Source organism: Pseudomonas sp. SC11, from assembly GCF_047039205.1.
In the GTDB taxonomy this organism is placed as follows: Bacteria; Pseudomonadota; Gammaproteobacteria; order Pseudomonadales; family Pseudomonadaceae; genus Aquipseudomonas; species Aquipseudomonas boreofloridensis.
Map to the genome: position 1 here is coordinate 2,844,912 of NZ_CP178183.1, position 19,193 is coordinate 2,864,104.

Annotated in this window: 19 protein-coding genes; 11 read left to right on the forward strand and 8 right to left on the reverse strand. The window is 60.3% G+C overall.

All coding sequences use genetic code 11. The annotated features are described in order from the left end of the window. Positions 1–11: 11 nt before the first annotated feature. Entirely contained in the window at positions 12–788 is a 777-nt protein-coding gene (locus ACK2SD_RS12620; RefSeq protein ID WP_412459885.1) for a ribonuclease activity regulator RraA, read from the reverse strand. 401 nt (positions 789–1,189) lie between these two features. Continuing rightward, a complete protein-coding gene (locus ACK2SD_RS12625; protein ID WP_412459886.1) occupies positions 1,190–1,474 on the reverse strand; it encodes a hypothetical protein in 285 nt (94 codons plus the stop codon). Between the two features lie 249 nt (positions 1,475–1,723). On the opposite strand from ACK2SD_RS12625, the gene ACK2SD_RS12630 reads away from it, so the two are divergent. Beyond that, a complete protein-coding gene (locus ACK2SD_RS12630; RefSeq protein WP_412459887.1) occupies positions 1,724–2,110 on the forward strand; it encodes a MoaF-related domain-containing protein in 387 nt (128 codons plus the stop codon). A 57-nt stretch (positions 2,111–2,167) separates the two neighbouring features. On the opposite strand, the gene ACK2SD_RS12635 is transcribed toward ACK2SD_RS12630, so the two are convergent. Continuing rightward, positions 2,168–3,601: an NAD-dependent succinate-semialdehyde dehydrogenase gene (locus ACK2SD_RS12635; protein ID WP_412459888.1), complete on the reverse strand. Its 1,434-nt coding sequence runs from the start codon at positions 3,599–3,601 to the stop codon at positions 2,168–2,170. 153 nt (positions 3,602–3,754) lie between these two features. On the opposite strand from ACK2SD_RS12635, the gene ACK2SD_RS12640 reads away from it, so the two are divergent. Further along, on the forward strand, positions 3,755–4,678 hold the full coding sequence (locus ACK2SD_RS12640) for a hydroxymethylglutaryl-CoA lyase (RefSeq protein ID WP_412459889.1): 924 nt from the start codon (positions 3,755–3,757) through the stop codon (positions 4,676–4,678). Between the two features lie 33 nt (positions 4,679–4,711). Continuing rightward, entirely contained in the window at positions 4,712–5,524 is an 813-nt protein-coding gene (locus tag ACK2SD_RS12645) for a cupin domain-containing protein (RefSeq protein ID WP_412459890.1), read from the forward strand. A gap of 132 nt (positions 5,525–5,656) precedes the next feature. Here the strand turns inward: ACK2SD_RS12645 and ACK2SD_RS12650 are convergent, their stop codons facing one another. The 4 genes from ACK2SD_RS12650 to ACK2SD_RS12665 are packed head-to-tail and all read right to left on the reverse strand — an operon-like array spanning position 5,657 to position 9,612. Continuing rightward, positions 5,657–6,499: an ABC transporter permease gene (locus tag ACK2SD_RS12650; protein WP_412459891.1), complete on the reverse strand. Its 843-nt coding sequence runs from the start codon at positions 6,497–6,499 to the stop codon at positions 5,657–5,659. Beyond that, complete coding sequence (locus ACK2SD_RS12655) at positions 6,499–7,419, reverse strand: ABC transporter permease (protein ID WP_412459892.1); 921 nt, start codon at positions 7,417–7,419, stop codon at positions 6,499–6,501. Before ACK2SD_RS12655 ends, ACK2SD_RS12650 begins: the two co-directional genes overlap by 1 nt. A 44-nt stretch (positions 7,420–7,463) precedes the next feature. Then, positions 7,464–8,534 (reverse strand): ABC transporter ATP-binding protein, encoded by a 1,071-nt coding sequence (locus tag ACK2SD_RS12660; RefSeq protein WP_412459893.1) that lies wholly within the window; start codon positions 8,532–8,534, stop codon positions 7,464–7,466. 25 nt (positions 8,535–8,559) lie between these two features. Beyond that, the gene (locus tag ACK2SD_RS12665) at positions 8,560–9,612 is read right to left on the reverse strand and encodes an ABC transporter substrate-binding protein (RefSeq protein WP_412459894.1); all 1,053 of its coding nucleotides are present in this window, start codon (positions 9,610–9,612) and stop codon (positions 8,560–8,562) included. A gap of 251 nt (positions 9,613–9,863) precedes the next feature. On the opposite strand from ACK2SD_RS12665, the gene ACK2SD_RS12670 reads away from it, so the two are divergent. From ACK2SD_RS12670 to ACK2SD_RS12700, 7 genes are all read left to right on the forward strand, one after another. Then, positions 9,864–11,243: an aspartate aminotransferase family protein gene (locus ACK2SD_RS12670; protein ID WP_412459895.1), complete on the forward strand. Its 1,380-nt coding sequence runs from the start codon at positions 9,864–9,866 to the stop codon at positions 11,241–11,243. 62 nt (positions 11,244–11,305) lie between these two features. Further along, positions 11,306–11,839 carry a MarR family winged helix-turn-helix transcriptional regulator gene (locus ACK2SD_RS12675; RefSeq protein ID WP_412459896.1) on the forward strand — a complete coding sequence of 178 codons (534 nt, stop codon included), beginning with the start codon at positions 11,306–11,308 and terminating at the stop codon, positions 11,837–11,839. A 3-nt stretch (positions 11,840–11,842) separates the two neighbouring features. Continuing rightward, a complete protein-coding gene (locus ACK2SD_RS12680) occupies positions 11,843–12,808 on the forward strand; it encodes an NAD(P)H-dependent flavin oxidoreductase (RefSeq protein ID WP_412459897.1) in 966 nt (321 codons plus the stop codon). 13 nt (positions 12,809–12,821) lie between these two features. Then, on the forward strand, positions 12,822–13,565 hold the full coding sequence (locus ACK2SD_RS12685) for an enoyl-CoA hydratase/isomerase family protein (RefSeq protein ID WP_412459898.1): 744 nt from the start codon (positions 12,822–12,824) through the stop codon (positions 13,563–13,565). Next, positions 13,562–14,803 carry a CaiB/BaiF CoA transferase family protein gene (locus tag ACK2SD_RS12690; protein ID WP_412459899.1) on the forward strand — a complete coding sequence of 414 codons (1,242 nt, stop codon included), beginning with the start codon at positions 13,562–13,564 and terminating at the stop codon, positions 14,801–14,803. Before ACK2SD_RS12685 ends, ACK2SD_RS12690 begins: the two co-directional genes overlap by 4 nt. 2 nt (positions 14,804–14,805) lie before the next feature. Continuing rightward, on the forward strand, positions 14,806–15,555 hold the full coding sequence (locus tag ACK2SD_RS12695) for an enoyl-CoA hydratase/isomerase family protein (RefSeq protein WP_412459900.1): 750 nt from the start codon (positions 14,806–14,808) through the stop codon (positions 15,553–15,555). Between the two features lie 11 nt (positions 15,556–15,566). Next, entirely contained in the window at positions 15,567–17,195 is a 1,629-nt protein-coding gene (locus tag ACK2SD_RS12700) for an AMP-binding protein (protein WP_412459901.1), read from the forward strand. A gap of 85 nt (positions 17,196–17,280) precedes the next feature. Here ACK2SD_RS12700 and ACK2SD_RS12705 read toward each other — a convergent pair whose 3' ends face one another. After that, on the reverse strand, positions 17,281–18,108 hold the full coding sequence (locus tag ACK2SD_RS12705; protein ID WP_412459902.1) for a helix-turn-helix transcriptional regulator: 828 nt from the start codon (positions 18,106–18,108) through the stop codon (positions 17,281–17,283). 123 nt (positions 18,109–18,231) lie between these two features. Between ACK2SD_RS12705 and ACK2SD_RS12710 the strand changes: the two genes are divergently transcribed. Then, positions 18,232–19,182, forward strand: a complete 951-nt coding sequence (locus tag ACK2SD_RS12710; protein WP_412459903.1) for a PDR/VanB family oxidoreductase — start codon at positions 18,232–18,234, stop codon at positions 19,180–19,182. Positions 19,183–19,193: the final 11 nt, after the last annotated feature.

Below are 19,193 nucleotides of genomic sequence, written 5' to 3' on the forward strand. Positions count from 1 at the left end.
CCTTGTTTTTGTTATTGCTCGTGCGCACCCGGCTTGCCGGATGACACCCAACGTTCATATTCGAGAAGGCTTTCGGTACTGGACGGGAACAGTCCAAAAATCGACCGGCCACGCTTGATATTCATGTCGACGAACTCTTCATAACGCGACACCCTCAACGACTCTCTCGCCACTTGCGCAACCAGGTGTGCCGGGATAGCTACCACACCATCCTCATCACCCACGATGATATCGCCCGGGTAAATAGGAACGCCCGCACAACCGACCGGGCCATTGAGCTCTGCTGGATGTAGCGCTATCGGCGTGGCCGGCGGCGCCGACTGCTGCTGAAACGCAGGCAACCCTACTTCCCGGATGGCTTTGGCATCGCGGAAACCGCCGTCGGTAATCATGCCTTTGACACCGCGTTTCTGCAGGCGGGCAGCCATGACATCGCCAGCCGAGGCGGCACGCAGGCATCGCCCACTGTCAATGATCAGCACTGCCCCGGGAGGGCATTCCTCGATGGCACGACGGTGGAGATTGTCGGCGCTGCCGTAGTTGGCCATGCTATCGATATCTTCCCGCGCGGGTATGAAACGCAGGGTATAGGCCGGGCCGATCACTTTCTCTTGCGTTCTTGACAAGGGCGACAAGCCCAAGAGGAACGTATTACTCAGTCCATGAGCCAACAGAATGTTCGCTAGCGTCGCCGTACTGCTCTGTTGCAAGGCGTCATAAACTTCTGGATCGAGCGCAGCCAGTGGTTTTTCACATGGCCGACCATTGGAATTATCAGCTTGTCCCATACCGGGATGCTCCTGAACTATCACGTCATTATTTGGCTTATAGTACGGACCGTCTCTCACAGGAGCGTCCCGGGTGTGTGCAGTATGGACAGACGCTGTACGCCGAACCAATGAAATAACGACACGCCGATATAACCATTGCGTAGGGGTCTGACAGTCGCCCCCCTGTCAAACAAACCCTGTGCGCGCACCCTTCGCCCTGCTCGGTCGGTTCAAGGTATGAAGTTGGCAGTCAGTCATTCACCTGTGTTCGCCGGTCATTGAGCGCATTCTGATCCAAAGATAGCAGAGCGCCGTGCCCGCTCCTGCCGCTGCAATCACTACACCTATTGGGCGGGGGCGATCCATCAGCCCAGTTCCCGACCCATGCGCTAAACGCTGCGCCCAACTCAAACTGAGCATCACCCGTAACACGACCCCAACCAAACGAAGTAGTCGATGTACACGTAGGGCGAGGCGGTAATAAAGACGAACATGCCGCCGAACGATAACCCCATGCACAGAATGTGAGCCAGTGCCTGGGCATTGCGCGCCATCTGCCGGTAACCAACTAACGCCAAGCCGAGCGAACCAACACGCCGTTCCACAGGATGGGTGTGCGGCATATGACGAAGGCTGGCGAGCAGGCACACGGCAGCGAAAGCGAACAAGGCGGCGAAGATGCTCCGCCTACTGTGCAACTGCATGGGTGGTCGGATCGGCGCAGACATGTCGGCGCAGGATTGCAGAGCTGTCGCGGGGATTTAAATATGGTGAAATAGGCATCGTCACGGTACCCCACCGCTTCGAAGACCGACTGCTCAGCTACCAGCTACTCGCGGGCATCCCCCCGACCCTAATGAATGATCAGACCACATTCAGACAGCCGGTCGCGCATTTGGACTGCGGGGCGTCTACGACAAGCCACCCATCAAATCACTTAAAAGACGAATTTCATGATCAAGATTAAGAGGTTAACCGCCCTCGCAGCACTGCTGGCCACCAGCATGAGTGGGGCAGCTGATACGCCACCGTTCGTGGGTAACACTTATGAATTCCAGTACAACGGCTTCACCGCACGGGATACGTTTATCTCGGCTGACACGATTCGTTTTTTGGTAACAGAGGGTCCACTCAAGGGCGCCAATGGCGAGGTGACTTATCAGTATCGAAAGATAAGGCCTGGTGTCTACATGATCTACTGGCAGGAAAAAGACGGCGGTACCGTGACACATGTCGACGACTTTGAGAACGGCATCTCCCACTCCAATTACACGGCACCGGGTCTGAAGTACTACACCATGAGCGGTAATATCCACCAGCTTGATAAACACGCTCACTGAAGACCATGGATGTGGGATCACCTGCACCACGCGGGTCGGAGAATGAGTGGGTAGCTTTCAGCAGCCGATTTGGCTAATGAACTTGGTGGTCAGATAAGCCTCCAGGCCTTCGCTCCCACCTTCGCTACCATGGCCACTGGCCTTGATCCCGCCAAACGGAGTTTCTGGAAGCGCTAAACCGAAGTGGTTGATCGATACCATGCCGCTTTGCAGGCGATTGCCCAGTTCGGTGGCGGTTTTCAGCGACGCGGTGAACGCGAAGGCGGCCAGACCATATTCAAGGCTGTTGGCCTGACGGATCACCGTGTCTAGGTCATCGAAGCGCATCAATGGCGCGACCGGACCGAATGGCTCCTCACTGAGCAAACGGGCCTTGGCCGGCGTGTTCGCCAGCACGGTTGGCGCGAAGAAATTGCCCTTCTCGCCAATTCGCTTCCCGCCGGTCAGCAAGGTCGCACCCTGGCCGGCAGCATCGGCAACCAACTCCTCGACAGCAGCGACGCGTCGGGCGTTGGCCAGCGGGCCCATCTGGCTCGACGGGTCGAAGCCGTCGCCAACCTTGAGTTGACTGGCCAGGTCTGCGAAGCGCTTGGAAAACGCATCGAACACGGCGTCGTGCACGTAGAAGCGTGATGGTGATGCGCACACCTGGCCCGCGTTCCTGAACTTCAAACCACATGCCAGGGCTGCCGCGGCATCCAGATCGGCGTCGGCACAGACGATGAATGGCGCATGCCCGCCGAGCTCCATGGTAGTCAGCTTCAGGTGCTCGGCAGCCAGCGCGCCCAGTTGACGGCCCACGGCAGTGGAACCGGTGAACGACACCTTGCGGATGATTGGCGAGCGGATGAGGTAATCGGACACTTCTGCCGGAACACCGAACACCAGGTTGAGCACGCCCTTGGGCACGCCCGCATCATGGAAGCAGCGCACCAGCTCGATCACCGAGCCCGGTGCTTCTTCCGGCGCCTTGATGATGATGCTGCAACCGGCTGCCAATGCACCGGCGATCTTGCGCACGGCCTGGTTGATCGGGAAGTTCCACGGTGTGAATGCTGCGACAGGGCCGACCGGCTCACGCACCACCAACTGACGCACCGCCGGGTTACGCGATGGCACGATTCGGCCGTAGGCGCGGCGCCCTTCTTCGGCATACCACTCGATATGGTCCGCAGCGCTCTTGGATTCGAGGGTGGATTCGCTGAGCGGCTTGCCCTGGTCGAGGGTCATGCAGCGCGCCATGTGTTCGTGGCGCTCGCGCACCAGCGCAGCGGCACGGCGCAGAATCGCCGAACGGTCGTAGGCCGAGGTCACCGACCAGGACTCGAAACCCCGGGCTGCGGCGGCCAGTGCGGCGTCCAGATCAGCGCGAGAGGCCAGTGGCAGGCGCCCGATTTCCTCGCCGGTTGCAGGGTTCACCACGGCACCCGTGCGCTCGGTCTCACCCAGTGTCCACTCGCCGTCTATGTAGAACTTCAGCTCGGTATACATCGCTCTTTTCTCCTGCTGTGAAATCGGTGGCGCCGCAAGGTTAGCCCAGCAGCCTTAGGTTAGTGGCGAACAAGGTTGACAAAGTGAACCATATATCAGTAGTTTTTGTTCACTCTGTCAACCATTTTTCTCCCGCAACCTGGAATGCCTTCGATGAAAGACGTGATTCTGTGCGAGTGCTTTGCCCGTGACGGGCTGCAACACGAACCCGACTTCCTGCCTACGGCGACCAAGCGCAGGCTGATCGAGCAGTTCGCTCGAATTGGTTTTAGCCGGGTCGAAGCCACGTCCTACTCCAACCCGGCGGTGGTTCCGCAGTTCGCCGATGCCAGTGAGCTGCTGGCGGAGCTGCAACGTGAGGACGACGTGTTTTACAAAGCCACCTGCGCCAACGTTCGCGCGGTGGAACGTGCACTCGCCGACCTCGATGCCGGACGTGGCGCCAACGAGATCAGCCTGCTGGTTTCGGCTTCGGACTCCCACTCTCAGCGCAACCTCAAGCGCAGCCGCGAGGAGCAGTGGAGCAACATCGAGCAGATGGCCCGCGCTGCGCAGGGGCGCTTCCGTTTGATCGGCACCATCTCCGTGGCTTTCGGCTGCCCCTTCGAAGGGCGAGTGGACGAAGCCAGCGTGCTGCGTGATGTGGCTGCATTCGTGGAGCGTGGTGTGAGTTTCGTCACCTTGGGCGACACCACCGGTGTTGCCACGCCGCAGAGCGTACGCAGCCTGTTCGGCAAAGTGATCGCCGAGTTCCCCGAAATCACCCCCATCGCGCACTTCCACGACACCCGCGCTACCGGCCTGGTGAACTACGTGGCCGCGCTTGATGCCGGCGTGCGCTACTACGACTGCGCCTTCGGTGGCGTCGGCGGGCACCCGGCCAAGGTCAAGTACGGCGGTGGTCACACCGGTAACGTCAGCACCGAGGACTGGGTCAACCTGCTGGAGTCCATGGGCGTGCGCACTGGCATTGACCTCGAAGGCCTGCTCGCCGTCGCCGCCGAATGCGAAGCAGCACTGGGCCGCGAACTGCACAGCCGTGTGCTACGCAGTGGGCTCAATCCGCTGCTGAGCTGATCGCCTCACAACAACCACAACAGAGGAAGCAGCATGATCGGTAACTTCGCAAAAGCCACACCGCTAGCACTCATGTTCGGATTACTCGCAGGCGTAAACCAGGCACAAGCCGATGAACGCCTGTTGCTGGTCCATCGCAGCGAACTGTTGGGCAGCGCGCCCACGCAGGCACTTACGGGCCAGCAGATCCACGACATGCACCTGACCGCACTGTCGCGTACAAGCCTCGTGCGGCTTGACGGGGCCTCCCAAGCACTGTCCCACGCCGATGGCGAACGCACTTTGATCGTCCTGGAAGGGAATGTGACCTTCAGCTTCGCTGGCCAGCAGAAAACTCTGGGGGCCGGTGACTATGTCGCCATTCCGGCAGGCTTGGGTTATCAGATGACGCCCGCCAGTGGCGGACAAGCGTTGCTGCTGGGCTTCGACGTGCCACTGATCAACATGGCTGCCAGCCAGCAGGCCGACCTGAAGGGCCCTGCACAGGCAACAGTACCGGTGATCAAGTTGCAGCAAACCGTGATGGCCAGCGCGACAAGCTGGGATGATCCCAGCGATCGGGGCTGGACGTTGGCGAAGACCGCAGACAAGCGCGTCAACCTGGTCGAAATGCGCTCGGCGCTCAAGAACCATAGCCACCCTGACGCAGACCACTCATTGATCCTGCTAAAAGGTAGCGCTCGCGTGGTCACGCCCAGCGAGGATCGCGTGCTGAACCCGGGCGACTATGTATCCATCCCGCGCAACGTCGCCCACAAGTACTATGTCGAAGGCAATCTGCCTGCCTTGTTCATCAGCTTCGACGCCCCCGCCTACGACCCTGCCAGGACCGTCTATTTCGAGTAATCCACTCACCCGAGTAGTGCCCCGCCATGCCGTGCCACGACCGCGGTGTGGCGGGTTTTCTTATTCCGCTTCTTTGCGACACATAAAAAACCCCCGGAAATTGCTTTCCGGGGTTTGCTCTCGCGACGTTGCTTAGCCTTCTGACGATACTCGCTGGCGGCGCTTCTCCATACCTTTGATGTACTGCATCAACACCAGCAGCACAATTGACAGGAGTATCATCAGCGTCGAGACCGCAGCCACCGTCGGGTCGATCTGGTCGCGAATGTTGGCGAACATCCGGCGAGTCAAAGTCGAGCTGTCGCCGCCGACGATGAACAGCGCGATGACCACCTCATCGAAGGATGCGATGAAGGCGAACAACGCCCCCGAGATGATCGACAGCCGAATCTGCGGCAATGTCACCGTAAGGAACGCCCACGCTCGCGAGGCTCCAAGGCTGCGGGCAGCCATTTCCTGGTTCATGTCGAAGCCCTGCAATCCATTGCCCACGGCGATCAGCACGAATGGAATGGCGAGCACACTGTGAGCCAGCACCAACCCGATCACCGTGTTGTTAAGGCCGGTTCGGGAGTAGACGAAGAACACGCCAACGGCGACCAGAATGATCGGCACCAGCATCGGCAGCATCATCAAGCCGTTGGCTAACTTCGCCATCCCGCCGCGCGCCTGCGACAGACCGTAGGCCGCCATGGTGCCCAGTACCGTGGCGACCAACGTGGAGATGATCGCAACCTTGAACGACACCCAGGTCGCCAGCATCCATTCAGGCGAGGTGAGGTAGGCTTCGTACCAGCGCAAGCTCCATTCCCGAGGCGGGAACTCAAGGTACTGCGAGGCCGAAAACGACATGGGAATCACGATCAGGCACGGCACGATCAGGAACAACAGGATCCATGCAGCCAGGCCATACAGCCAGAGGCGATGCAGGTGCGTGATCTGGGTCGGCGTCACCGCCTGGTTGAGCTTAAGCATCAGCCGTTCCTCCGCGGGTCGTTGAGGCCGAAGAGCCGTCTCAACGTCAACAGGATCAGTACCGTCACCACCAGCAAGGCAACACCCAGCGCACTGGCCGCCCCCCAGTTACCGTACAGGGCGATGGTGTCGCTGATCTTCATCGACCACATCGCCACCCGACCACCGCCGAGCAAGGCTGGGGTCAGATAGAAGCCAAGGCAGAGTACGAATACCAGGGTGATGCCCGAGGCCAACCCTTGCAGTGACAGTGGCAAGAACACTTGCCGCCAAGCCTGGGACGGTGTTGCGCCGCAGTTTGCAGCGGCCGATAGCAACAGCGGATCGATGTTCTTCATCTTGTCGTAGAGCGGCAGGACGAGGAACGGCAGCATCACGTGGACCATGCCCACCACCGTCCCGAAGAAGTTGTGCACGAGCGCCAACGGCTCGTGAATCAAACCGATGTCCAATAGCCATGTATTGATGATGCCTTGACGCTGCAGCAGCACCAACCAGGCATAGGTACGTACGAGGATAGAGGTCCAGAACGGCAGCAACACGAAGGCCATGCAGATCTGGCTGGCCCGCTCCGGCAGTTGCGAAAGCAGGTACGCCAAGGGGTACCCCAGCAGCACGCAAACTGCCGTGACGCAGAACGCTACCTGAAAGGTAATGCTGAAGCTGCTCATGTAAACCGGCCGCAGCAGCCGCTCGTAGTTGGCTAACGTCAGGGCGCCGGAGTTATCGAACGCCGACATCCAGAACAACCACGCCAGCGGAACCGCTAGCACCGCGAAGACCAGCAGGAAACCCGGTAGCGTCAGCGAGAGCAAGCTCCAGCGCTCCTTGCACTCAGCTCTGGCCAGGATCGTTTCCATGGCCGGACCAGAAGCCCCGTCGGTGCCCATGGGCATACGCACGGTACTTGTCATTTTCATGTTCGAACCTCGTTGAAGCGCATGAGGGAGGTCGTCTTTCGAAGTCATGCCGACTCCGCCACCAACAACGTGTCTTCGGCATGCAGCCACAGATCTACCGTTGTGCCTGGTACGGGTACTGGCACGTCGCGGAAGCCTTTCTGGTGACGGGCAACGAGCTCCGTGCCGTCTGGAAGCACAAGGCCGACGTGGTAGCTGTCACCCTGATAGACCACATCCCGCGCGGTGCCCTGGATACGGTTCATGGCGGTGCCATCGATACCAGCCTGCCATTGCAGACGCTCCGGGCGAACCATCAGCCAGCGTTTGCGCGGATGGCGCACCGCCGTATCCTTGGGCAATTTCAACCCACGGCCTTGCAGCAGCACTGCACCGTCGCCCTCTTCCACTTCGAGGAAACAGCTTTCGCCGATGAATCCGGCGACGAAGCGATCGCTGGGTCGCTCATAGAGAGCGTCGGGCGTATCGAGTTGGGCCAACCGCCCCTTGTTCAAGACCGCAATGCGGTGCGACAGGGTCAGGGCTTCTTTCTGATCGTGGGTGACATAGATTGTGGTCATGCCCAGGCGCGCGTGCAGGCGCTTGAGCTCCAGTTGCATGTGCTCGCGCAGGTTCTTGTCCAACGCCGAAAGCGGTTCGTCCATCAGCAGGATCTTCGGTTCGAAGACCATGGCCCGTGCCAGCGCCACGCGCTGGCGTTGCCCACCGGACAACTGATGGATCCCGCGCTCGCCAAGATGGTCCATCTGCACCATCTCAAGCGCAGCCTTCACCCGCCGGGCACATTCGGCACCGGTCACTTTGCGCAAGCGCAACGGGTAGGCGACATTGTCGGCCACGCTCATGTGCGGGAACAGGGCATAGTTCTGGAACACCATGCCTACGTCACGCTTGTGCGGTGGCCGGGTGAGGAACTCCACGCCATCGACCTTGATACTGCCCGAGTCAGGCCGGATGAACCCGGCAAGCACGTTCAGCAGCGTAGTCTTCCCGGAACCCGAAGGCCCTAGCAGGGTGAGAAACTCGCCCGCCTTTACATCCAGGGACACATGATCGATAGCGGTGAATGACCCGTAGCCTTTGTAGACATCACGAATCGCGATATTGCCTTGCATGATTCAGACCTCCGACAATCCAGTACTATTTAGCGATCAGCTCTTTGTAATCTTCCTGAACCTCAGGAAGATGCTTGCCCCACCAGCTCGGGTCCATCATCGTTTGCTTGGCCCGGTTATCCGGTGACATGTTCGACTGTTCGAGCACCTGCGCCGGGAAATTGCCCTTCGTGAAGGCCTGGTCATTGGTCGGGCCGTAATAACCCATCATGGTCGGAATACGCGCCTGGATATCGGCGGAAACGGTGCTGGCGATGAGCTTCTGCGCCGCCGCCACGTTTTTCGCGCCCTTGAGGATGGCCATGCAGCCGTAGCCCAAAAGGCCGTCTTCATAGGTATAGGCGACCGGCGCCTTGTCTTTCACCACCGAATCGACACGGCTGCTCCAGATGGCGATCAGGTCCACTTCACCGTCCTTGATCAATTGCGAAGACTGCGCACCGGAGGTCCACCAGACGGCGACACTGGGCTTGATCTTCTCAAGCGACGCCAAGCCGCGCTCGATGTCCAGCGGGTAGAGCTTGTCGCGAGGCACACCATCGGCGAGCAGCGCCACTTCGAGCATTTCATCCGGCGCTACCGACAGCGCCCGACGGCCCGGGAATTTTTTGGTGTCCCAGAACTCCTGCCAGTTCTTCGGGACTTCCTTGAACTTGTCGGTGCGCCAGCCCATCACCACCGAATAGCTGTTGGTAGCTACCCAGTCCTTGCCGCGCGCCACGCTGGGAATGCCATCGGCGTTGATCACCGAATAATCCAACGGCTCGAACAACCCCTGTTCGGAGAGCGCTGCGCAGTCGTTAGCGCCTATGTGGATCGCATCCCAGGCGGGTTTACCCGACTGCACCTGCAGCCGGACCGAGGGTTGGCCATCGTGGGACTCGGTACGCAGGGTTACCCCCGCCTGCTCGGCGGCGGGTTTCCAGAGCGTCTGGATCAGGGCGTCCTGAAGGTTGCCGCCATAACCTGTGACGGTCACGGTCGGGGTGTCTGCGGCCATCCCCGGCGCAGCCAAGCCGGCGATCGCCAAGCTCAGGAGCAGCCGCAGCGCCTTGGTTGAGGGGAAGTTATCGATCATTTTCCGGCTCCTATTTTTAACGCCGTTAGCGGCGCGGGCTTTGTTCTTAGGCAGCGGTAAATCTCAAAGCTACAACCTGACCAGACAGCGTGTGGGTCTTGGATGCCCGCTTTCACCTGCCATCCCGAGATGCCAATGGCCATCGAGATGGTTGACAAAATGAACCACATGATTCACATTGTCAACCATGTTGGATAACCAGGGTCTCCCTGAAATCAACCCGAAAGCAGGTCCGAACTGGAGCCAGTGTCATGTCAAATTCGTTACACGCAGCTGATATCGCTTTCCATATCCATAGCCAGACCAACCTCTCCGTGCACGAACAGGTTGGGCCAACCGTGATGGTGCGCGGTGAAGGCATCTACACCTGGGACGACAAGGGCAAGCGCTACCTCGATGCCATGTCCGGCATGTGGAGCGCAGCGCTGGGCTACAGTGAAGAGCGCTTGACCCAGGCCGCCCTGCGCCAGATGCAAGAGCTGCCTTACCACCAGAACTTTGCACATCGCTCCACCGAGCCTGCGATCCAGTTGGCCGAACGTCTGATCCAGCTGGCCCCGGTACCGATGTCCAAGGTCCTGTTCGCCTGCTCCGGGTCCGAAGCCAACGACACGGCGATCAAACTGGCCTGGTACTACTGGAGTGCAGTTGGCCAACCGCAAAGACGCAAGATCATCAGCCGTAACCGCGCTTACCATGGCACCACCGTGGCCAGCGCCAGCCTCACCGGCTTGCCGCACCTGCATCAGGACTTCGGCTTGCCGCTGCCAGGTTTCCTCCACGTGACCTGCCCGCACTACTACCGCGAAGGCTTGCCGGGCGAGAGCGAAGAAGCGTTTTCCACCCGACTGGCAGATGAACTGGAAGCCATGATCCTGCGCGAAGGCGCAGAAACCATCGCGGCCTTCTTTGCCGAGCCTCTGATGGGCACCGGTGGGGTTATCACGCCACCCGCGGGCTACTTCGAGAAGATTCAAAAGGTGCTCAAGCGCCACAGCATTCTGCTGGTTGCCGACGAAGTGATCTGTGGTTTCGGCCGCACGGGGAACTGGTGGGGCTCGCAAACCTACGGCCTGAAACCGGACATGCTCACCTGCGCCAAGGCATTGTCGGCTTCGTACCTGCCAATCTCGGCGCTGATGATTTCCGAGAGCATCTACCAGGCCATGCGCAGCCAAAGCGAGAAAATTGGCGTATTCGGCCACGGCTACACCTATGGCGGGCACCCGGTACCGGCAGCGGTGGCGCTCGAATGCCTGAACATCTACCTGGAGCGCAGGCTGCCTGAACATGCGCAACACGTTGGCGCACGCCTGGGCGCCGGTCTGCGCAAGCTGGCTGATCACCCGCTGGTAGGTGAAGTACGTGGCGAGGGCCTGATGTGGGGTGTGGAGTTGGTAGCCGACAAGGCCAACAAGACCGCGTTTCCACGTGAATGGAAGGTTGGCCTGGCGGTATCGCAGCAGACCGAAGCCAACGGAGTCACCGCACGTTCGCTGAACGACTCTGTAGTATTCGCGCCGCCATTGATCATTACCGAGGCCGAAGTTGATCTGGTGCTGGAAGCTTTCAGCAAGGGCCTGGACGCCACTTTGGACAAATTGGTCGCGCAATCGCGATTCAATCGTTGAGCCTGGCCGGCCCCTCCAGAACAATGAGGCACTGATGACAGCTTTCCTTCATAGGTGACCCCATGAAAAAACACGTTACTGCTGCGAAAACCGATCTCGACCAGTCCACCGACATGCGCGATCTGTTTTCCGTGCAACTGCAACGCCTGGCGGGGCTTTCCAGCCGCATCGCAGCGCTGGTGATCCCCCAGCACTTTTCGATCACCGTGCTCGAATGGCGGACTCTGGCGATTCTCGATTACCTCGGTGAGGCCCCTCTTGTCCGGGTAGCCAAACACGCCGGGGTACTCAAGAGCCAGATGAGCCGGCTGGTGACCAACCTGAGCAAACGCGAGCTGATCGAACGCCAGCCCAATCCGGAAGACGGGCGCAGCGCATTGCTGTGCCTGAGCCCCTCCGGCAAGGAACTTGTGCGACGCATCCTCGAAGACTCGCAAGCCCGTAACGAAGCCATGCTCGACGGCCTGTCGGACCAGGAGCGCGAGCAACTCAAGGCACTGATGAAGCGGGTTTACGCCAACAGCCTGAGCTACTTCAGCGAGCTGAAGAAGCACATCCCATACGACCAGCTTGAAGATGAAGACATTGAGGATTGACCAATGCCAATCGATACCCGTCTGACCCGTTTGCTGGGTATCTCTTATCCAATTGTCCAGGCCGGCATGAGCTGGGCATCGAGTTGTGCAGCATTGCCCGCTGCAGTTTCCAATGCCGGAGGGCTGGGCGTGATCGCCGCCGGCCCAATGCGCCTGGCTGACTTGCGCCAGACCCTCCACGAAATCAGGGAACTCACCGACAAGCCATTTGCAGTGAACATGCCCCTGTACCGCAAGGGCGCCGATGAAATTCTCGACTTGCTGGTGGCCGAGCGCGTTCCCGTGATCATCGCCAGCCAGGGATCGCCCAAGCAACACCTGGCACGCTTCAAGGACTATGGCGCCACCTGGTTGCATGTGGTCGCCTTCGTCGAACACGCAATCAAGGCCAGCGCCTGCGGCGTGGATGGCCTGGTGGTCGTCGGCACCGAGGCTGGCGGCCATCCGCCGGCGAACGAGGTCAGCACGCTGGTCAATGTGCGCCGGGTACTTCAGGAAGTTTCCATCCCAGTGGTAGCGGGTGGTGGGGTCGCCGATGGTCATGGCATCGCCGCACTGCTGGCCCTCGGCGCCGATGCGGTGCAACTGGGGACACGCTTCATGCTCAGCGAAGAGGCCAACCTGCACCCGGCCTACAAACAGAAAGTGCTGGAAGCGCGCATCGACGACACCGTGCTGGTGGGACGCGGAAAGCTGCCTGTGCGCAGCCTGCGCAATGCCTTCACCGAACGGGTCGCCGCAGCCGAACGCGAACACCTGCACGAACGCGATCCAGCCGCATACGAAGCACTGCTGGCCTCGGCCAGCCTCAAGCAGGCGTCATTCGACGGCGATGTAGGGAACGGCAAGGTGGAGGCCGGGCAGTGCGCAGGCCTGATCCACGAGCTGCTACCGGCCAGCGCCATCATGCAGTCGCTGATAGAAGAACTTGAACACGCGCTGAGCCGCCTGCGCGCCATGCAATCCTGAGGGGACCCGCACCATGACCGAAGCTTCCGTCGTACTGACCCACACCGCTGACGGCGTCCAGACCATCACCCTGAACCGTCCCGACAAACTCAATGCCCTGAACTTCGCCCTCACTGAAGGCCTGGTAGCAGCACTGAAAGCCGCCGATGCCGATGACAGCGTGCGTGCGGTCATCGTCACCGGAGCCGGCCGCGGCTTTTGTGCCGGCGCCGACACACGCGAATTCGCCGTCCTTACACCCGACAATCAGGCGCTGGTAGACCGTCGTGCCGCGTTGACTACTGAACTGCAGGGTCTGGTCAAGCAGATGGGCAAGCCAGTCATCGCGGCCGTCAATGGCTATGCCATGGGCGGTGGCAGTGGCCTGGCGATTTCCTGTGACCTGACCCTGGCGGGTGAGTCGGCCCGTTTCGGCTACCCAGAAGTCAAGCACGGTATCGTCGCAGCCATCGTCATGGCCGGACTGGTGGAGCATGTCGGACGCAAAGCGGCTTTCGAACTGGTAGCAACCGGGCGCACCGTAGCAGCGGCCGAAGCCGTGCAACTTGGTCTGGCAAACCGTGTGGTCGCCGATGACGCGCTGCTCGACGAAGCGCGCGCATTGGCAGCGGCCTTGGCAGCCCATCCAGTGGTCGCCATGAGTGCGACCAAGCGTATCTTCCACCAGGTGGCAGAGCTGCCCTTCAGCGAGGGCCTGCAATTGGGCCGTCAACTGAACGCGCGCATGCGTGCCTTCCGCCAGGAGCAGCCCGTATGAAACCGCTCGCCGGCATTACCGTGATTGAGCTGGCCCGGGTTCTGGCCTGCCCGTTCGCCGGGATGATCCTGGCCGAACTGGGGGCCCGCGTCATCAAGGTGGAGCAGCCTAACAGTGGCGACGAAACCCGCGGCTATGAGCCCTTCGTCGGCCAGGACCAGCTGGCCCGCGACCACATGGACGAAGATGACCTGGCAGCGGCCCTCGGTCATGAGCGTAGCGCCTACTTTTACGCCTTCAACCGCAGCAAAGAGTCGATCACGGTCAACCTTCGCAGCGCTGAAGGCCAACAAGTGGTACGCGAACTGGTCAGCAACGCAGATGTAGTGCTGGAGAATTTCCCAGTCGGTACGCTCAAGCGCTACGGCCTCGATTGGCCGAGCCTGAAGGCCATCAACTCGCGGCTGATCTATGTGTCCTGTACAGGCTTCGGCCAGACCGGCCCGTACGCGAAGAAAAAAGGCTATGACACGGTTTTCCAAGCGATGAGCGGCATCATGAGCCTGACCGGCGAAAAAGACGGTGGCCCAGTCAAGCCCGGCATCCCGGTCTCGGACATGAGTTCTGGTTTGTGGATTGCCTTGGGCGTCGTTTCGATGCTGCAAGGCCGATCGCGCGAGGGTGAAGGTTCATACCTCGACTTCTCCATGCTCGATGGACAAATCAGCCTGTTGGCCCTCGCCGCAGCACGCTATTTCGCTCTCGATGAAGTTCCGGAGCGCCTCGGCACCGAGCATCCAGGGCGGGTGCCTTCTGCGAGTTTCCGTTGCGCAGATGGCGGCTACGTGCATATCACCGGCGCCGACCAGCATTGGAAACCGCTATGTCAGTTGCTTGGCCTCGACGCGATGGCACATGACCCGCGCCTACAGGCCAACAGTGGCCGGGTGATGCACCGCGACGAAGTCATGGCTGCGCTCAGTGATGCCACTCAACGCCTGACTCGCGACGAGCTCTGTGCTGCCTGCGACGCCGCTGGCGTGCCCGCTGGGCCGCTCAAGCACCTGGACGAGGTGGTAGACGACCCACACTTGAATGCCCGCGGCGTGTTTGGTGCATTCGACCACCCAGAGGGAGGTCGCTTCCCGGCGATCCGCCTGCCGTTCCAATTCGACGGGCTTGATAGCCCTGCACCTGGCCGCCCGCCTCTCCTGGGCGAACACACCGATGAGGTCCTATCTGAGCTGGGCTATGACAGCCAGCGTATTCAGGCCCTGCGTACAGAAGGAGCGATTTGACGATGCACGCCCTGCAGCTGGACAGCGTGACGCTGTCTCTCGAAAACCATGTTGCAACCCTCACCCTGAACCGCCCCCAGGCGCGCAATGCCTTGAATACACAGTTGTGCCAGGACCTGCACACTGCGATCCGAGAAGTCCGCGCCCGCGACGATGTCCACGTGCTGCTCATCCGCGCCAACGGTCCAGTGTTCTGCGCCGGTGCCGATCTGAAAGAACGCAAGGAAATGAATGAAGACCAGATCCGCGCTCGGCGCATCAAGGCTTTCGCGGTGTATGCCGCCATCGAGGAACTACCGATGCCGGTAGTGGCCGTCGTCGAAGGCCCTGCGGTGGGCTCAGGCTGCGAAATCGCCAGCGCGTGCGACTTCATCGTGGCCAGCGAGTCTGCAAGCTTCCGCTACCCGGAAGCACGGTGGGGCACCGTGGGTGCCACACAGCGCCTGCCACGCATCGTCGGTCGTCGCATTGCCAAAGAGCTGATGTTCACCGGGCGTGAAGTCCCTGCTCATGAAGCGCTGGCCATCGGCCTGGTCAACCAAGTCAGGCCGGTGGAAGCGTTCGAGGCGTTCGTGCAGGAGTTGGCCGCCAGCATTGCCGAAGCCCCAGCCGCAGCCATGCGCAGTGCCAAGCGAACCATCGATCGTGGCGTGGATGACAGCCGCTTTGGCGCCTTGGCTCACGAAATCCTGGCGATCGAAGAAAACCTTGCCCAAGGTACCTGGCGTGCCGGCATGAGCTCGTTTTCCTGAGGACAGATCAAATGACTGCATACGTTTCCCCGCTCCCCGGTCCACTTTGGTCCGTCCTCAGCGACATCGCCAGCCGCTATCCGGAACACGATGCACTGGTGGCCGACGATGGTCGCATCAGCTATCGAGAGCTGCAGTCGCAGGTGGAAGTCACCGCCCGATCCATGCTCGCACTCGGCCTGCAACGCGGTGATCACATCGGCGTACTGATGGGTAACTCCGTCCAGTGGGCGGTGATCTGGTACGCGGCAGCGTCCATCGGCTTGGTGTGCGTACCCTTCAACACGCGCTTTCGGACCGAAGAGCTGGCTTACGGCCTGAACCATGAGGACGTGCGCGCGATGTTCTGCGTTGATCGCTTCCTCGGCAAAATCGACTTCATGGCCATGCTCCGCGAGCTGGAGCCTGCCCTCGACCAGGCGCTACCTGGCAGCGCCCTGCCTATGTTGCGTCACGTCGTGGTGTTCGGCGAACAGGTGCCTGCTGGGGCACTCGCCGCAGAAGGCTTCTTCGATCAGGGCAACAGAATTGCCATGGCCGAGCTGGACGTCGCCCGCGCGGAGGTCGCAGCCGACGATACTCTGCTTATTCAATTCACCTCCGGTACGACTGCTTTCCCCAAAGGCGTGATGCTTAGCCACGCCTCGATGCTGGGCGTCGCTAAATCGGTGGCCGAACGCATGGGTGTGCAGGCCGACGACCGCTACTTCAGCCCGCGTCCGTTCTACCATGTCGCCGGCAGCACCATGTCGCTGCTGGTAGCGCTGGTGAATGGCGCGACCTTGGTCACCGCCGCCACCTTCGACCCGGCTCAGGCCCTGGCAATCATTAGCCGTGAGCGCTGCACTCTCACCTCCGGCAACGACACCATGTTCCTGATGATGCTCGCTGACCCAACCTTCGCCAGCACCACACTTTACCTGCGTGGTGGCTGGGCCGCTGCGAGCCCGCAAATTCTCGCGGATGTGGTGGAGAAAATGGGCGCGGCGCAGATCTGCAATGCCTACGGCCTCTCGGAAGCATCACCCAACATCGTTATTTCCGATTACCGCGAGCCTTTGGAGTACCGCCTAGACGGCTCGATGAAACCACATGCCGGCCTACGTGTAGAAATCCGCGACCCTGCCACCGGGCAAGCGCTGCCGGCTGGCCAGCCGGGAGAAATCTGCGCCAGCGGTTGGAGCCTGATGAAGGGCTACTACAAGCTGCCAGAGCAGACGGCGTCCGCCCTGCGTAAAGGCTGGCTGCACACCGGCGACATCGGCGTACTCTCGGAAGATGGACGTCTGCGCTTCGTCGGTCGTGTAAAAGACATGTTCCGCGTAGGCGGCGAAAACGTCTCACCACTGGAAGTAGAGCAAGTTTTGCTCAAGCACCCGGCGGTGGAGTTGGCACAGGTCATCGGTGTACCAGACGCTCGGCTCGGTGAGGTTCCTGCGGCATACGTCACGCTTCGTCAAGGTGAACAGGCTGGCGTCGATGAGCTGATCGGCTTCTGCAAGGAACGCTGTGCCAACTTCAAGGTACCGCGCTTCCTGGCAATCGTGGAGGACTTCGAAAGCATTGGCATGACTGGCTCCAACAAGGTACAAAAGAACCGTCTGCGTGAACATGCACTCAAGCGGTTCGGCCTCGCCTGAGGTTTCATCCTGGCCCTGCGAGCCGGTAAACGGTCACCGACTTGCAGGGCCCGGCAAGAACCTGAAACTATAAGCGACGATCCGCCTATCCACTGCGGGAGAACATCGCAAACAACTGGCTGCGAAAGTGAATTCCAAGGCGCTCGAACGCACGATTACGATACGTCTTGACCGTGCTTTCCTTGATGTTTAGATCGGCAGCGATTCCAGCATGTGTCATCCCTCGGAGCAACCGACTGCAGATATTCAATTCCTGGGCAGTCAAATCTGGAAAACGCTCCAGCAATTGCTGCTCATGCGTATCGCTGCGGTGCAAGCTGCCCAGCGCCAGATGCCCGCGCAGCAGTTGTAGCAACGCAGGGCTGAGCGCTTCGCAAAGCTGCAGTTCACGATCGCTGAAAAAACCTTGGTCATGGTGACGATAGAGATTAAAAAGCACAGGACGCTGCAGTTCGTCGAGATACAGGGTAGAGACTCGCTCGATCATGTTGTTGGTTCTATAGATCGCTTCACGATACGGAACGAAACGAATGTCTTGCGCCAACAAGTGCCCGATCTTGCCCGGCGCCGCGCGCAATGGCTCATACAGCGGGTCATGTTGATAGTAATGATCGATATAGGCCTGACCACACCGCAACACCAGGTTCTTATCAGCATGGCGCGTACCCGCTGCTAACAACTGCGGCCGCACACCGTCCATGCGTAATACGGAGAAGTGCTGACAAGCCGCCCATTGGCCTAGGCAATCGAGCAATGCCCCGGGAAAAGCGCTGGTACCTAACAAACAAGCCAGATCGCTGAAGTGACGCATATCAGGCGGCAAGACCGAAGGCTGCGGTGTGCTCAAGCTAATCATAGATAAGAATGGGTTATTTATTGTTGTTTTCTGACCCTGCACACGCTGCACGGCCATATAGTTAACTTGTTAATCATCAGTTTGTACCTGAATCCAGGTTTTGTCCACCTCTGGGTGGACAGCGTCGGGTTGCCAGCCGTCTTAAGCTCCGACCAACAACGATAAAAACTGGAACTGCCCATGGATCTTCATCCCTTGAACCTGCGTGTGACCTGCCTCGCCGCCGAAGCCAAGGACATCGTGCTGATCGAACTGCGAGCCCTCGACAATCGAACTTTGCCACCGTTCACCGCCGGTGCGCATCTTGAGGTCGTGGTACCTGGCGACATGCCCCGCCACTATTCACTGCTCAACGCGCCCGGTGACCAAGACCGCTACCTGATCGCGGTGGGTCTCGCGCCCGAGAGTCGCGGTGGATCGAGCTACCTGCATCAGCAATTGCGTGTGGGCGATACTTTGACGTGCAGCCTGCCGCGTAATCATTTCCCGCTGGACGAGAGCCTGTCGCGTTACTGCCTGGTGGCCGGCGGTATCGGGATCACCCCGATCCTGGCGATGCTGCGCTGGTGCCAAGCCAACGACAAGGACTGGCGTCTGGTTTACAGCGCCCGCAACCGCCAGCGCGCCGCGTTCTACGAAACCCTCAGCGCACTGGACACGAAGCGGGTGCTGATGCATTTCGACGACGAGGCCGGCGGCCATCTCGATAGCGCTGGCCTGCTCGGCTCGCTGCGTGACGGCGAACATGTGTACGCCTGCGGGCCAGCTCCAATGCTGGATGCCTTGCAAGCGGCAGCCGGGCCACGTGCCGAACGCCTGCACGTCGAGCGCTTCAACGCCGCTCCGGCCGGCAACACCAGTGACACCGGCTTCACCGTGCATCTGCAACGCAGTAACCGCAGCCTCTGGGTGGGTGCCGAGCAAAGCATCCTCGAAGCCCTTGAGGCCCACGACGTCCAACTGCCCTTTTCGTGCCGCGCAGGCATCTGCGGCAGTTGTGAAACCACCCTCTGCGACGGGGTTGCAGACCACCGCGACCTCATCCTCTCGGACGCCGACAGGGCCGAAGGCCGTAGCCTGATGATCTGCGTATCGCGTGCCTTGAGCGACAGCTTGGTGCTTGATCTCTGATTCGCCCCGAT